We start from the raw sequence: 13854 nt of genomic DNA, 5'->3' as shown, positions 1-13854 counted from the left end.
TGCCTGCAGCGGGGGCCTTGAAGTTAAGAGAATCAGCGGTACATGCGCCAGCGCGCAACGGCCTATGCCTGCCCCGATTTGCCAATTCGCCCTCCCGCTCTCCGACCCTGCCGGAACTTTTTCCGCGACTGTAATGCAAATGCCCGGCGGGGAAAACTGCTATCTGGTCAATGCGGTCGCCGCGGGCTAGGTCTTGGGAAACAGATTTTCAGGAGTTCCCAATGAGCAGTCTTGTTCCAATTCAGTTTAAGGCTTTTGACGTGGACGTGATGGCGCAGACCAAAGGGCGCGTCGTGATTATTGTCTCGGATGAAGGCAAGATGAACCCAGCCGCACGCCGCGCCAACCGTCTGACCCGGGGCGCAGTCGCGCGACTTGTCGAAAGCGACCGGTTCGAAAAGGTGAAATCCGGCGATGTAGTCTCTCTTGCCTGGCCAGGCGGAATGGCCGCTGAAGCGCTTGATATTCTCGTGCTGTCGCGCCGTGCCGATGCTGCAGAGGCACGCAAGGCCGGGGCGAAGCTGGCCAAATTGTCTGATCACCAGCCCTTGTTGGTCATGGCCGGAAATCAAGCCCGGACCGAAGAACTGGCATTGGGGATCGTTTTGCGCAGCTATGATTTCGATGCCCATAAAACCCGAGATTCGGATGAAGCCGGATCAGTAACAATCAGTCATCAGAAACATGATGAAGTCGAAGCCGCATTCGCACCGCTGTATGCGATTGCCGATGGTGTCCGGATGACTCGGGATCTGACCAATGAACCCGCCAATGTGCTGACGACGACCGAATTCGCAGATCGTTTGTCCGAAATGAAGGCGCTTGGCCTGGACGTCGAAGTGCTCGACGAAGACAAACTGGCCGAATTGGGTATGCGCACCTTGTTAAGCGTCGGGCAGGGCTCGGTCAGCCCGTCGAAGGTTGTGGTGATGCAGTGGAATGGGGGCGACAAGGATGATGCGCCGCTGGCGCTGGTGGGTAAGGGCGTCGTGTTTGACACCGGCGGCATTTCCTTGAAACCCGCTGCAGGCATGGAAGACATGACTATGGACATGGGTGGGGCAGGTGTGGTCGCCGGCACCATGCGGGCGCTGGCCAAGCGCAAGGCCAAAGCCAATGTCGTGGGCCTTGTCGGGCTAGTGGAAAACATGCCTTCGGGCAATGCCACGCGCCCCGGCGATGTCGTCAAGTCGATGAAGGGCGACACGGTCGAGGTCATCAATACCGACGCCGAGGGCCGTTTGGTCCTGTGTGATGTGATGTGGTACGCGCAAGAGCGGTTTGCCCCCGTGGGCATGATCGACCTGGCAACATTGACCGGCGCGATCATCATTGGGCTTGGGCATGAGAATGCCGGTGTCTTTTCGAACAATGACACGTTCTGCAACGCCTTCCTAAAGGCTGCCGGGGCCGAGGATGAGGGCGCATGGCGGATGCCGCTGGGCAAAGCCTATGACGAGCAGCTGAAATCGCGCATCGCCGATATGAAGAATGTCGGTGGACGACCTGCCGGATCCATCACTGCTGCGCAGTTCCTGCAGCGGTTCGTGAAGGACGAAACCCCCTGGATCCATCTGGACATTGCTGGGGTGGCTTCGATTGCAACCGAGACATCCTATGCGCCCAAAGGGGCCACCGGTTGGGGTGTCCGCGCACTGAGCCGGTTCGTGCAGGACAATTTCGAATAATCCAATGGGCGCCGTTTATTTCTATCACCTGACCCGCCAACCGCTGGAAAACACCTTGCCCGTGTTGCTGGACAAGGCGCGGCAGGCCGGGTGGAAGATAGCCGTGCGGGGAACTGATCCCGCACGGATGGATTGGTTGGACGAAAAGCTGTGGCAGGGCCCCGAGGAAGGGTTCCTGCCACATGGCCGCACCGGGGGGCCGCATGACAGGGACCAGCCCATATTGCTGACGACAGGGGCCGAGGCCGCAAATGATCCGGCTTGCGTGATGGCTGTTGATGGTGCCGCGGTTGAACCCGAGGAAGTGAACGCGCTGGAACGCGTGTGCATCCTGTTCGATGGGAATGATGATCAGGCTCTCCAACATGCCCGCGGGCAATGGAAAACACTGACCGGGGCGGGCTGTTCGGCGCAATATTGGTCCGAGGAATCGGGCCGGTGGGAAAAAAAAGCCGAGGCATAGGGCCTCCGCAGATTTCAGGAGAATGAGCGATGGAAATGAAGCCCCTGGGCCGTACTGGAATCATGGTGACAGACCTGTGTCTGGGTACGATGACATTTGGTACGCAGACATCCGAGGCCGACGCGCATACTCAGATGGACATGGCACTTGATGGGGGCATTAATTTTGTCGATGCCGCCGAGATGTATCCGGTGAATCCCATCTCGAAAGAGACGGTGGGCCGGACCGAAGAAATTCTGGGCAACTGGAACGCCGCCAACCCGTCACGGCGTGGTGAATATGTTCTGGCAACCAAGCATTCTGGGGCAGGGTTCGCACATGCGCGCGATGGCGCACCGATTTCACCGCAGACAATCCCCGAGGCGGTCGAAGGTTCCTTGCGCCGACTGCAAACGGATTGCATCGACCTTTATCAGTTTCACTGGCCGAACCGCGGCAGCTATATGTTCCGGCAAAACTGGACCTATGCGCCTTCGGGGCACAATACCGATGAGGTTCTGGACAATATGCACGAGTGCCTTGTTGCCCTGAAGGAACAGGTCAACAAAGGAAATATCCGAGCGTTTGGCCTTTCGAACGAAAGCGCTTGGGGCACCGCTCAGTGGTTGCGGATCGCCGAAGCCACCGGCACGCCCCGCGTGGCATCGGTTCAGAATGAGTATTCTTTGATGTGCCGGCATTTCGACACCGATATGGCCGAGCTGAGCGCGCATGAGGATGTGGGGCTGATGGCCTTTTCACCGCTTGCCGCCGGATTTTTGACCGGGAAATACCAAAACGGCATGGTGCCCGAGGGTTCGCGGATGTCATTGGTGCCTGAGGTGGGAGGACGTCATCGCAGACGGGCATTTGAGGCGGTTGCGGCCTATCTAGAGATCGCTGACCGCCACGATCTGGACCCGGTCCATATGGCGCTGGCCTGGTGCCGGACGCGGCCCTTCATGATGTCGGCCATTTTCGGCGCGACAACGGTGGCGCAGCTTGGGCATATTCTCGACGGTAAGGAACTTCGCCTTTCTGGGGAAATTCTGACTGAAATCACCGAAGCGCATCGCGCGCATCCTATGCCGTTTTAGGGACGCTGGCCTCATCTCCGCAGGCGGAGCCTCCCCCGAGGTATTTCAGCCAGATGAAGCAGATCCGCTTAGTGATGGCTGGGTTGTGTCCTGTCTTGCCTCAGGTCCCGGGCCGAAAGGCCGTGCGCTGTGCGAAAGGCGCGGGAAAAGCTGGATTGCGAGGCGAAACCCGTCGCCAGAGCCACATCCATCAGTGACATATCGGTGTCCGTCACCAATCTGCGCGCCTCGGCCAGTCGGAGCTGCAGGTAATGGTCCTGCGGCGTGGTGTTCAGGCGCAGGCGGAATTGCTGTTGCAGGGTGCGTGAACTGGTGCCCAGGGTTTCGGCGATATCTGCCAATGGCATAGGGTCGTCCAGTGCGGATTGCATCAGCGTATTGGCTTTGGCGGTCAAAGCTGTGTGGCGGTGCGGCGCACCGGTGCGGCTTTGTGGTTTTGTGGGATCAGGCGCACCGTCATAGAGGAACAGACCCGAGACGCGGGCGGCAAATCCGGCGCCATGGCGGGCGGCGATGATATGCAGCATCATCTCGACCGCTGGGATCGCCCCGCCCGAGGTCAGGCGGCCTTCAGAAACGGTAAACCGGTCAGGGCGCACGTCCACTTCGGGGAAGCGGGCAGAGAAGTTCTCCAAATCTTCCCAATGGGTGGTGGCGGCGTGGCCGTCCAGCAGGCCTGCCTCGGCCAGCAACCAGGGGCCGCCGTCAATACCTGCCATTGTGGCGCCGGTCTTGGCGATGCGGCGTAGGCCGGCCAGCAGGCTGGGTGTGGCATGGCGGGCCAGTTGGAACCCGGCAACGACAATCATCAGATCGCAGGATTGCAGCCGGGCCAAAGGTACACCCGGAACCGAAAGCGCACTGGTCAGCATGGCCGGTTCAGCGGTGGCTGTCACATAATCCCAGTCAAAGGCCGGACGATCCGCCAACCGATTGGCGGCGCGCATTGGATCAACGGCCGACGCAAAGCTGAGCGTGTTGCATTCGTCCAGCACCAGCACAGCCGTTTTCAGGGCACGATGTTCGGGCTGCAATATGTTTTTTGCGGATTTCATCAAGTTCGATTCGCATTCTGACAAGTGTTTGACCAAAGCTGCGCCAAACTCGGGGGCGAAAGCAAATCGGAATCCGTGGAGAAGCCTGGGGAAAACTCAGGGTTAACCGGGTATAAGCTGGGGAGAACGCCATGCCTTTGGAAATGAACCGCGAAGTCTTCATTACGTGCGCCGTCACAGGCTCGGGTGGGACGCAGGATCGCAGCCCGCATGTGCCGCGTTCGCCAAAGCAGATCGCCGACAGCGCGATAGCTGCAGCCAAGGCAGGGGCGGCGGTGGTGCATTGCCATGTGCGCGACCCTGAGACCGGAGCGCCTTCGCGTGATCTGGCACTGTATCGTGAGGTCACAGATCGCATTCGCGATGCCGAGGTCGACGCCGTGCTGAACCTGACTGCTGGCATGGGCGGCGACATGGTGTTTGGCGGTATCGAAAACCCGCTGCCGCTGGCCGAGGCGGGAACTGATTTGGTTGGCGCGACCGAGCGTGTGGCCCATGTGGCCGAATGCCTGCCGGAAATCTGCACCCTCGACTGCGGCACCATGAATTTTGCCGAGGCCGATTATGTGATGACCAACACGCCGGGTGCGTTGCGCGCGATGGGCCAGATGATGACCGATCTGGGGGTAAAGCCCGAGATTGAGGCCTTTGATACCGGTCATCTGTGGTTCGCCAAGCAGTTGGTGAAAGAGGGCGTTCTGGAGCCGAACGCTCTGGTTCAGCTGTGCATGGGCGTTCCATGGGGTGCGCCGGATGATCTGAACACCTTCATGGCGATGGTGAACAACGTGCCGGATGACTGGACCTTCAGCGCGTTCTCATTGGGCCGGAATGAGATGGCCTATGTGGCCGCTGCGGTTCTGGCGGGCGGCAACGTGCGCGTCGGGCTGGAGGACAACCTGTGGCTGGACAAAGGCGTGCTGGCCGAGAACTGGCAACTGGTTGAACGCGCGGGCAGCATCATCGAGAACATGGGTGCGCGCGTGATTGGCCCCGCAGAAGTGCGTGAGAAGCTGGGCTTGGTGAAGCGGGCGCCGAAAAGCTAGGCGCGCCATGTTCCGCCGAGTTCTTTCATGGGTAGTTGGATGCTTGCTCGTTGGATTGATTCCAACGTGTGGCTTGGTAGACAATGAGGGCTTTCGAGCACGTCAATTTAATATTCAACCCGTCGAAGCGGTGAACTGGTCGATCTTTGACGAACCGTATTTTGAGGTTGCTGCGTCCAGACGCAAAAGCAAGGGCAAGCAGCGGCTTTTTGTGAGGCTTGAGGGACAGCCATACCCTAGCTATCAATTGCGTGACCCGGACCGGACCGAATGTTTTGGGTACATCGCAGGAGCAAGTGATTGCTTTGAAAACCACCTGAGCGTGCCTACCCGGCGATCCGAGTCTGCACTTGAATATGACATCACTGCCGCAAGCCCCACAAAGTTTCACATCATCTACGTGGGTGACGGGGAGCAGATGGTTGTATTGGCCCGCCCAGATAGGTCGTTTGCAGTTGTACTGAGCAGAGATTTAACGATCACACAAAATCAACTGACGATTGCGCGTGACGTACTGAGCGAAAATGGGTTTGACCCTCAAGAGTTGAAAGTAGTGAAGTGATGACAAAAACAGCAGCAATCATTGGCGGCGGAGTTATCGGCGGCGGATGGGCCGCGCGGTTCCTGCTGAACGGTTGGAACGTTCGGGTATTCGACCCGGACCCGGAAGCCGAGCGTAAGATCGGAGAAGTTTTGGACAATGCGCGCCGCTCGCTACCGGGGCTGAGCGACGTCCCGTTGCCGCCTGAAGGTGCGTTGTCATTCCATGATGATATGGCCGATGCAGTGCAGGGTGCTGCTTGGATTCAGGAAAGCGTGCCGGAACGGCTGGACCTGAAGTTGAAGGTTTACAAGGGCTTGCAAGAGGCTTGTGATCCGGGAGCGATCATCGGGTCCTCAACCAGCGGGTTCAAGCCGTCAGAGTTACAGGAGGGCGCGCTGCGCCCCGAACAGATCGTGGTGACGCACCCGTTCAACCCGGTCTACCTGCTGCCGCTGATCGAACTGGTGCCAACTGGTGCGAACCCGCAGGAGATGATCGAACGGGCGCAAGAGGTCCTGAAATCGGTCGGGTTCTTCCCGCTGCACGTCAAGAAAGAGATCGACGCACATATCGCTGATCGGTTCCTTGAGGCCGTCTGGCGCGAGGCGCTGTGGCTTGTCAAGGACGGCGTCGCCACGACCGAGGAAATCGACGAGGCGATCCGTATGGGGTTTGGCATCCGTTGGGGGCAGATGGGTCTGTTCGAAACCTATCGTGTCGCCGGCGGCGAGGCTGGGATGCGGCATTTCATGGCGCAGTTCGGCCCGGCACTGAAATGGCCCTGGACCAAGCTGATGGATGTGCCCGAATTCACTGACGAGCTTGTAGACCTGATTGCGGATCAGTCGGATGCGCAATCCGGCATGCATTCGATCCGTGAGCTGGAGCGTATCCGCGACAATAACCTTGTGGGCATGATGCGCGCGCTCAAGGCGCAGAACTGGGGCGCGGGGGCGGTGCTGAACCAACATGATGCTGCGCTGAAACCCGGTGCGCTGCCATCGCTGGATCAGGCTGATCTGAGCCAGCCGATCCTGACCCTGTCGCGCGCGGTGCCTTTGGACTGGACCGATTACAACGGTCATATGAACGAAGCCAAATATCTTGAGGCCTTCGCCGCCGCCACCGACCGGTTCATGGAGATCATCGGCTGCGATATGGAATATATCTCGTCCGGGGGCAGCTATTTCACAGCGGAAAACCACATTCGTTACATGAATGAGGTCCATGCGGGCGCAAAGATTGAGGTGCGCACCCAGATGCTGTTGGGGCAGGGCAAGAAACTGCACGTGTTCCACAGCATGTATAGCGGTGAGACGCTGCTGGCGACCGGGGAGAGCTTTTTGCTGCATGTCAGCCTGGACACCCGTCGCCCCAGCCCGCCATCGCCCAGCATTGAGGCCGCGATGGCCCGCATCGCCGAAGCGCAGGCCGGATTGCCTTATCCCGAAGGGGCCGGGGTTGCGATCAGGAAACCCTCATGACCTGCCGGGTGTTGGTGACGGCTGGCGCTTCGGGTGTTGGTCGGGCTATGGCAGAGGCGTTTGATGCGGCCGGGTATGATGTCTGGATCACAGATATTGATCGGGCGGCGCTAGATGGCGTGCCGGATCATTGGACAGCCCACCATGCTGACGTGTCGGATGAGGGTGATATGCATGCCGTGTTCGCCGCGATTTCTGATGCGGGTGGTCTGGATTCGCTCTGCGCCAATGCGGGAATTGCCGGGCCAACCAGCGCAATCGAGGATATCGACCTGAATGATTGGCGTAGCTGCGTAGCGGTCAATCTGGAGGGGGCGTTTCTGGCTGCCAAATACGCCGCGCCGCTGATGAAATCCGCCCGGGCGGGCAGCATCATCCTGACCTCATCCACTGCGGGGCAATATGGCTATCCCTTTCGTGCGCCCTATGCCGCGGCCAAATGGGCGGTGATCGGATTGATGAAAACACTGGCGATGGAGCTTGGCCCTCACGGCGTCCGCGCCAATGCGATTTGTCCCGGCGCGGTGGAGGGCCCAAGGATGGAAGGCGTTCTGGCACGCGAGGCGGCGACCAAAGGCATGAGCCGGGACGAGGTCTATCAGGGCTATGCCTCGGGCACGTCCATGGGTCGTTTCGTCGAAGCGCAGGACATCGCCAATATGGCTGTCTTTCTGGCCTCTGGCGCGGCGCGGTTGGTGTCGGGTCAGGTGATCGCGGTGGATGGTCACACGGTCAATCCCGACCCGAAACTGTAACCTAGCCCTGGTTGGGGCCTCGGATCTGGCGGATGGTCTGACGAACGGCTTGCCAATCGCGGGCTTGCTGAGCGTTTCCGGCAGCCTCGCATTCGCGCATTTTCATTGCGGCTTCTGCCTCGGCCTGGTCACCGTGCGCCGTGTATAAAGCCCGTGCATATTGGGCTGTTTTCAGTGCGTCCATTCCTGTGGTCCTCCGTCTGTGGTCGGAATGCCCGAAAGTTCGCGCCCGGCGACGATACCACAGGTTGTACGGGGATGCATCATATGTCGCGGGAAATCGCTGCTCTGAGCTGTTGCAGGTGCTCTGGAAAGTCCCGCGCGGTCACGACCGCCTCGCGAACCAGAGTGTCGAAATGGCGGCTGAAAATTTCAATCCGGTCGCGATCGCGAAAGGCCATGTAATGGCTTCCTGCGTAAAACACGCAAAGAAGGGGACCGAAAATCGTTACGGGAGCCGAATACAGCCGTTTGGCATCGAACAGATAGATACGCAGCCGTGGGTAAAGCTGTTCACACAACTCCAAAAGGTGGTCAATCTGATCCAGCCGCTTGCGAAGGCTAAGGCCTTGATAATAGCCGGTTGCATGCGCAAAGCTGTCGATTTCGTACATCGGCATTGCGATCTCATAATCGGACTGGGCGCTGCGCATCCAGGTCAGTCGATCTTCGGACGCACCTATGGCCTGATCTGCCGTGCGCCCCAGATGCGGTGCGTATTCCCATTCCAGAACGGTGCGGGTCTTGAGCATGTCGGGCAAGGTCGCAGGAACATATCTGATTTTGTAACCCGCTGCCTCTTGGTGCCACTCGAATATGCGCTCATCTACCAGGGCGCGGGGGGCCTCAGTCATGCTCAGCGACAAAGCCAGCAACTCGGCCGCGCTTTCCGGCCGGTCAGACAGGCTCAGCAACCAGTCCGCCGAAACACCCAATGCTGTCGCGCAGCTTCCTACAACATGGGCATTCGGCAACCGTGCCCCGTGATCGGTCAACAGTTGCGATACGGTTGAGCGGTCAACACCGATCTGGCGCGCGAGGGCGCTTCGGCTGATTTGGCGTTCTTCCATTGCGCGGGCAAGGCGCAAACGGAATTGAGCCGCACGGTCGCGTTTGTCGATTTTATCCTGCATGTGGTGATAAATATCACGTTTGATGAGTTTTGTTAATCATATTCGGAATTTTCAACCTAAGCGGCAAGCCTTAATTCTAAAGCCATAACAATATTATGGGTGACGGAATGGAAACACGACGCAGATCGGTCGTGAAGGCGGTTTTGTGGAACGTGATGGGCCTGATCATCATGTCGGTGGTTGGGCTGGTTGCGACGGGGTCCGCCGCGATTGGCGGAACTCTGGCCGTAGTAAACACGGCGATCGGGCTGACACTCTATGTGGTTTATGAGAGGGTCTGGGCGGGCATTTCGTGGGGGCGCAATGTCTGAGCACCCGGGTCCGGAATGGGGCACTTTCACGCTGATGCTGGCCTGTTATGCTGCCTGGTTGGCCGTGATCTTCTTCCTGCCCATCTGGTTGGCGGTTCCAGTGATGGGCGCGGTGGCCGCGTTACATTCATCATTGACGCATGAAGCACTGCACGGGCATCCTTTTCGCGCCAGATGGCTGAACGAGGCGCTGATGGCGCTGCCCTTGACCTTATTCATCCCATATCAGCGGTTTCGGGACCTGCATTTGGCGCATCATCGGGATGCAACGCTGACCGATCCCTATGATGATCCTGAATCAAACTATCTGGACCCAAAAGTTTGGTCGGGGCTAGGCCATTGGCACAGGCGGTTGTTATCGGTGAACAATACTCTGCTGGGGCGGATCGTTTTGGGCCCTGCAATCGGACAGGTTGCCTTTGTCAGGGACGAGTTGCAAGGGGCCGCGCGTGGCGAATGGGACATATTGCGCGCATGGGCTTTGCATATGGCAGGCGTGGTTGCGGTTATCTGGATCGTGACCTTGTCGCCCATGCCGGTCTGGGCCTATGTCCTGTCCGCGTATTTGGGGCTTGGCCTTGTCAAAATACGCACTTTTCTGGAACACCGTGCGCATGAAGATGTGGGGGCAAGAACCGTTATCATCGAAGATCGCGGGATACTGTCTTTTCTGTTTTTGAACAACAATTTACATGTAGTTCATCATCTGAACCCGCGTACCCCCTGGTATCAACTTCCGAAGATCTACCAGCAGGGTAAAGAGGGCTATCTGGCCACGAACAAGGCCTATGTATACCCTTCATATGCCGATGTTTTCCGGGCGTATTTCTGGAAGGTAAAAGACCCGGTGGCGCATCCGCTCTGGCCAAAGGGTTGATTTGCGGCCACAAAAGGCGGCATGAGCCTCTGGATACCTGTCACTATCGCCGCCGCAACGTTTCAGACGGTGCGGTTCATGCTGCAAAAATCGCTGAGCAGTGTAAAGCTGACGGCCGCCGGGGCGACATTTGCCCGGTTTGCCTATTCAATCCCGCTGGTTCTAATCGCTCTGATCGTGGCGCTGCAGTTGACGGGGTATTCCTTGCCGCCGTTGACCGCCCGGTTCTGGGTGTTTGCCACCATTGGAGGAACGGCTCAGATCCTTGCCACGATCTGTGTCGTCGCCTTGTTCAAACAGCGCAATTTTGCTGTCGGCATAACTTTTAAGAAAACCGAAGTGATCCAGACCGCCATCGTTGGATTTCTGGTCCTGGGCGATCAGGTCTCGTCCTGGGCGCTTGGGGCGATCGTTCTGGGGCTGACGGCTGTGTTGCTGCTGTCGAAAAGTCCCGGAGGAGACGGGGCGTGGTGGCGACACCTGACGAACCGGGCCTCGCGGCTTGGCCTGGGATCAGGTGTGCTGTTTGCGTTTTCCTCGGTCAGTTATCGGGGTGCCTCGCTTGAACTGGGCGAGATTGATGCGTGGTTTCGGGCACTTGTGACGCTGGCAGTCGTTGTCTCGCTCCAGTTCGTCAGCATGGGCCTGTGGCTGTTGTGGCGAGACAGGGCCGAGCTGCGCGCCGTGTGGCAGACACGCCGAACAGGCGTTTTTGTCGGACTGACCAGCCTGTGCGGATCGTTCTGCTGGTTCTTGGCATTCACCTTGCAAAACGCCGCCTACGTCAAGGCTCTGGGGCAGGTCGAGCTGATCCTCAGCCTGTTCGCGTCGATCTTGTTTTTCCGCGAAACCATTACCCGGCGCGAGATCGCCGGGATGACGTTATTGGGCGCATCAATTCTGGCGTTGGTTTTGTCTATTTAACCCGTGCGGCGTTCGTCGAAGCTGAGCGCGATAAAGCTGGGCAGGTGATCGCCCATTCCCACGACCGAAGGACCGTTGTCAGCGCGCCGTCCACGGCCTCTGACTTCTTTATCCTTCTTGCGATCTTCTCTTTTATCGTCGCTTTTGGGGGCCTCTGTTGGCCGGGCTTCTGTTGGCCGGGCCTTTTTCTCGGGCTTTGGCCTCTCGAGTTTCGGCTCTTCCTTTACCGGATTGTCCAAGCGAGGAATTTCTTTTTGAATCAGCTTCTCGATCGCGGCCAGTGCTTTTTCATCGCGACCCGAACAGATAGTGATCGCTTTGCCTTCGCGTCCGGCGCGACCTGTACGACCGATCCGGTGCACATAATCCTCGGGGTGGCCGGGGACGTCGAAATTGATCACATGACTGACCGAGGGCACATCCAATCCGCGCGCGGCAACGTCCGAGGCGACAAGCAGGCGTAGTGTTCCGTCACGGAAACCGTCCAGTGTTTTCGTCCGTTGTGACTGATCGAGATCGCCATGGATCGCGGCAGCATCATAGCCGTATTTCTTCAGTGATTTCGCACAGATATCCACATCGGTCTTACGATTGCAGAAGATGATCGCGTTGGTGCATTTTTCGCCCTCGGAGTCGATCAGCGAACGCAGGACCTGGCGCTTGGCACTGGCCTCGCGGTCACGGCGGCCACCTTTGAACATGACCACACTTTGCTCGATGGTTTCCGAGGCCGTTGCCTGACGGGCAACTTCGATCCGGGTTGGGGCCGACAGGAATGTATCGGTGATCCGCTCAATCTCGGGCGCCATGGTGGCTGAGAAGAACAGCGTTTGGCGTGTGAATGGCGTCAGCGAAAAAATGCGTTCGATATCGGGGATAAAGCCCATATCCAGCATTCGGTCGGCCTCATCCACCACCATGATCTGGACGCCGGTCAACAGCAGTTTGCCGCGTTCGAAATGGTCCAGCAGACGACCCGGTGTAGCGATCAGAACGTCGACGCCACGGTCGATCAGCGCATCTTGCTCCTTAAAGCTGACGCCGCCGATCAACAGCGCTTTGGTCAGTTTCAAGTGCTTTGAGTAGGTATCGAAATTCTCGGCCACCTGCGCGGCCAGTTCCCGCGTCGGGCACAGCACCAGCGACCGCGGCATGCGCGCACGTGCGCGGCCACGGGCCAGCAATGTGATCATCGGTAGCGTGAAGCTGGCGGTTTTGCCTGTACCGGTCTGGGCGATACCCAGAACGTCCTTGCCCTCAAGCGCGGGTGGGATTGCGCCTTCCTGGATCGGTGTTGGCGTTTCGTATCCGGCTTCCTCAATGGCTTTGAGGACCTTCGGGTTCAGGTTCAGTTCGTTAAACTTTGTCATGTATGTCCGGTTGTTGCGGACACTAAAACCTGGCCCGCGCGTAAAGAATGTGCCGGGCCCGGATGGCCATGCGATATTTTGTGCATTTCGGCTTGGCGGGACATAACAAAATCACGGGGCAGGGTCAAATGAAGTCACTTTTATGCTGCGACACCGGCTGACCATGCGGATTTATCGCAACAATTCAGGTACTTCCGGGGAAATGTTTCGCGACTTTTCCATCCAAATCCAGCGGATGGTACTTAATCAGCCCAAACTTTTCGAGGCGGGTGCGAACTTCTTGGTCGGCGCCACTGATTTCATCATAGAAAGCCCGCAGGCCGTGAGCCCCATCTTCTTTTTCGATCCAGCTCAGTAATTCATTCATGTTCATCCCGCCTTGTTCGCGCGGAACATTGGGTGACATGCCTGGCTGATACGAGCCTTTTTCGAACCGGAACCGATAATGGGCTAGCCAATGATCCCAGTCAGGTGCATGACGGTGGCATAGATCAACCTGGGGCAGCTCGACCTTGGTCGGGAGGATTTCGCCATCCTGAAACAGATTGTGAATCCGGAAATTGATCTTAGGTAAGCCTTTGCGAACAAACAGTTTACCCTGAACATGGCTGAGGAATCCAGCAAGAACAAATCCGCCAAAATTCGGATATAATGCCTGAACGATCCCATCACGGCCCTGACCAGCGGGGATATAGGCTTTGTACAGGTCTTCGGTTCCGCCCACGGGCTCGATCGGACGAACGCGCACCGCTGGGATATGTTGCGGAATCTCCGCTAATATCGCGCCAAGGTCGGATTGCGGCCAGAGGAACTCGTCCAGATCAATATGGGCAAGCCAGTCGACCTCAGCCTTTCTGTAAGTAAAGCTGGCATTTGCGGTTTGCCGGACCTGATGTTTGTCGGGCCTCTCGCGCTTTCGGTTCGCCCAGTACCCTTCGTCGCAGTTGCGTATTTCGATCCGTGGGTGGCGGTTCAGGGCGTTGAACGCAGCCGGGCAGGGCTCGTCCAGATACAGATACATCCGGTCGGCCCCGAGATCGAGGTGATAGGCTGCAAACCGAAGTATGTCCGGGGCCGAGCCCCGGATCGTTGATACAATGCCCCAGTTTGGGACATTATCCGGCATAT

At 58.2% G+C, this 13854-nt stretch carries 15 protein-coding genes; 10 read left to right on the top strand and 5 right to left on the bottom strand.

Annotated elements, in window-relative coordinates; translation table 11 throughout:
- Window positions 1-221 precede the first annotated feature (221 nt).
- Genes AC2FIM_RS03505 through AC2FIM_RS03495 form a run of 3 tightly spaced genes read left to right on the top strand, consistent with a single transcriptional unit; the run spans window position 222 to window position 3227 of the window.
- A complete protein-coding gene (locus AC2FIM_RS03505) occupies window positions 222-1688 on the top strand; it encodes a leucyl aminopeptidase (RefSeq protein ID WP_271947431.1) in 1467 nt (488 codons plus the stop codon).
- A 4-nt stretch (window positions 1689-1692) separates the two neighbouring features.
- Window positions 1693-2151, top strand: coding sequence for a DNA polymerase III subunit chi (locus AC2FIM_RS03500; protein ID WP_271947429.1), 459 nt, complete (start codon window positions 1693-1695; stop codon window positions 2149-2151).
- A gap of 29 nt (window positions 2152-2180) precedes the next feature.
- A complete protein-coding gene (locus tag AC2FIM_RS03495; RefSeq protein ID WP_142633424.1) occupies window positions 2181-3227 on the top strand; it encodes an aldo/keto reductase in 1047 nt (348 codons plus the stop codon).
- Window positions 3228-3295: 68 nt separating this feature from the next.
- Here AC2FIM_RS03495 and AC2FIM_RS03490 read toward each other — a convergent pair whose 3' ends face one another.
- Window positions 3296-4282 (bottom strand): GlxA family transcriptional regulator, encoded by a 987-nt coding sequence (locus AC2FIM_RS03490; RefSeq protein ID WP_142633426.1) that lies wholly within the window; start codon window positions 4280-4282, stop codon window positions 3296-3298.
- Window positions 4283-4413: 131 nt separating this feature from the next.
- Here AC2FIM_RS03490 and bcoG point away from each other — a divergent pair, with 131 nt between their 5' ends.
- From bcoG to AC2FIM_RS03470, 4 genes are read left to right on the top strand one after another with little or no spacing between them, the layout of a single operon-like run.
- On the top strand, window positions 4414-5328 hold the full coding sequence (gene bcoG / locus AC2FIM_RS03485) for a 3-dehydrocarnitine:acetyl-CoA trimethylamine transferase BcoG (protein ID WP_271947424.1): 915 nt from the start codon (window positions 4414-4416) through the stop codon (window positions 5326-5328).
- A gap of 7 nt (window positions 5329-5335) precedes the next feature.
- On the top strand, window positions 5336-5890 hold the full coding sequence (locus AC2FIM_RS03480) for a lipocalin/fatty acid-binding family protein (protein ID WP_142633430.1): 555 nt from the start codon (window positions 5336-5338) through the stop codon (window positions 5888-5890).
- Entirely contained in the window at window positions 5890-7356 is a 1467-nt protein-coding gene (locus AC2FIM_RS03475; protein ID WP_496731761.1) for a carnitine 3-dehydrogenase, read from the top strand. Before AC2FIM_RS03480 ends, AC2FIM_RS03475 begins: the two co-directional genes overlap by 1 nt.
- A complete protein-coding gene (locus AC2FIM_RS03470; RefSeq protein WP_496675922.1) occupies window positions 7353-8111 on the top strand; it encodes an SDR family oxidoreductase in 759 nt (252 codons plus the stop codon). The genes AC2FIM_RS03475 and AC2FIM_RS03470 overlap by 4 nt, the downstream gene beginning before the upstream one ends.
- A gap of 1 nt (window position 8112) precedes the next feature.
- On the opposite strand, the gene AC2FIM_RS03465 is transcribed toward AC2FIM_RS03470, so the two are convergent.
- Both AC2FIM_RS03465 and AC2FIM_RS03460 read right to left on the bottom strand, forming a co-directional pair.
- The gene (locus tag AC2FIM_RS03465) at window positions 8113-8295 is read right to left on the bottom strand and encodes a hypothetical protein (protein ID WP_142633436.1); all 183 of its coding nucleotides are present in this window, start codon (window positions 8293-8295) and stop codon (window positions 8113-8115) included.
- A gap of 79 nt (window positions 8296-8374) precedes the next feature.
- Complete coding sequence (locus AC2FIM_RS03460) at window positions 8375-9244, bottom strand: helix-turn-helix domain-containing protein (RefSeq protein ID WP_496675919.1); 870 nt, start codon at window positions 9242-9244, stop codon at window positions 8375-8377.
- 107 nt (window positions 9245-9351) lie between these two features.
- On the opposite strand from AC2FIM_RS03460, the gene AC2FIM_RS03455 reads away from it, so the two are divergent.
- From AC2FIM_RS03455 to AC2FIM_RS03445, 3 genes are read left to right on the top strand one after another with little or no spacing between them, the layout of a single operon-like run.
- The gene (locus AC2FIM_RS03455) at window positions 9352-9555 is read left to right on the top strand and encodes a DUF2061 domain-containing protein (RefSeq protein ID WP_142635106.1); all 204 of its coding nucleotides are present in this window, start codon (window positions 9352-9354) and stop codon (window positions 9553-9555) included.
- Window positions 9548-10432 (top strand): fatty acid desaturase, encoded by an 885-nt coding sequence (locus AC2FIM_RS03450; RefSeq protein ID WP_496675916.1) that lies wholly within the window; start codon window positions 9548-9550, stop codon window positions 10430-10432. Before AC2FIM_RS03455 ends, AC2FIM_RS03450 begins: the two co-directional genes overlap by 8 nt.
- 21 nt (window positions 10433-10453) lie before the next feature.
- Entirely contained in the window at window positions 10454-11356 is a 903-nt protein-coding gene (locus AC2FIM_RS03445; RefSeq protein WP_496675914.1) for an EamA family transporter, read from the top strand.
- Here AC2FIM_RS03445 and AC2FIM_RS03440 read toward each other — a convergent pair.
- Together AC2FIM_RS03440 and AC2FIM_RS03435 are read right to left on the bottom strand one after the other, a co-directional pair.
- Window positions 11353-12726 (bottom strand): DEAD/DEAH box helicase, encoded by a 1374-nt coding sequence (locus AC2FIM_RS03440; RefSeq protein WP_496675911.1) that lies wholly within the window; start codon window positions 12724-12726, stop codon window positions 11353-11355. The genes AC2FIM_RS03445 and AC2FIM_RS03440 overlap by 4 nt on opposite strands.
- A gap of 184 nt (window positions 12727-12910) precedes the next feature.
- Window positions 12911-13852, bottom strand: a complete 942-nt coding sequence (locus AC2FIM_RS03435; RefSeq protein ID WP_271947405.1) for a glycosyltransferase family 2 protein — start codon at window positions 13850-13852, stop codon at window positions 12911-12913.
- Window positions 13853-13854: the final 2 nt, after the last annotated feature.

This window comes from Ruegeria sp. CDSC052, from assembly GCF_059610685.1.
Note: the sequence above shows the minus strand (reverse complement) of the source record. Positions and strands in the feature narration are given on the sequence as shown.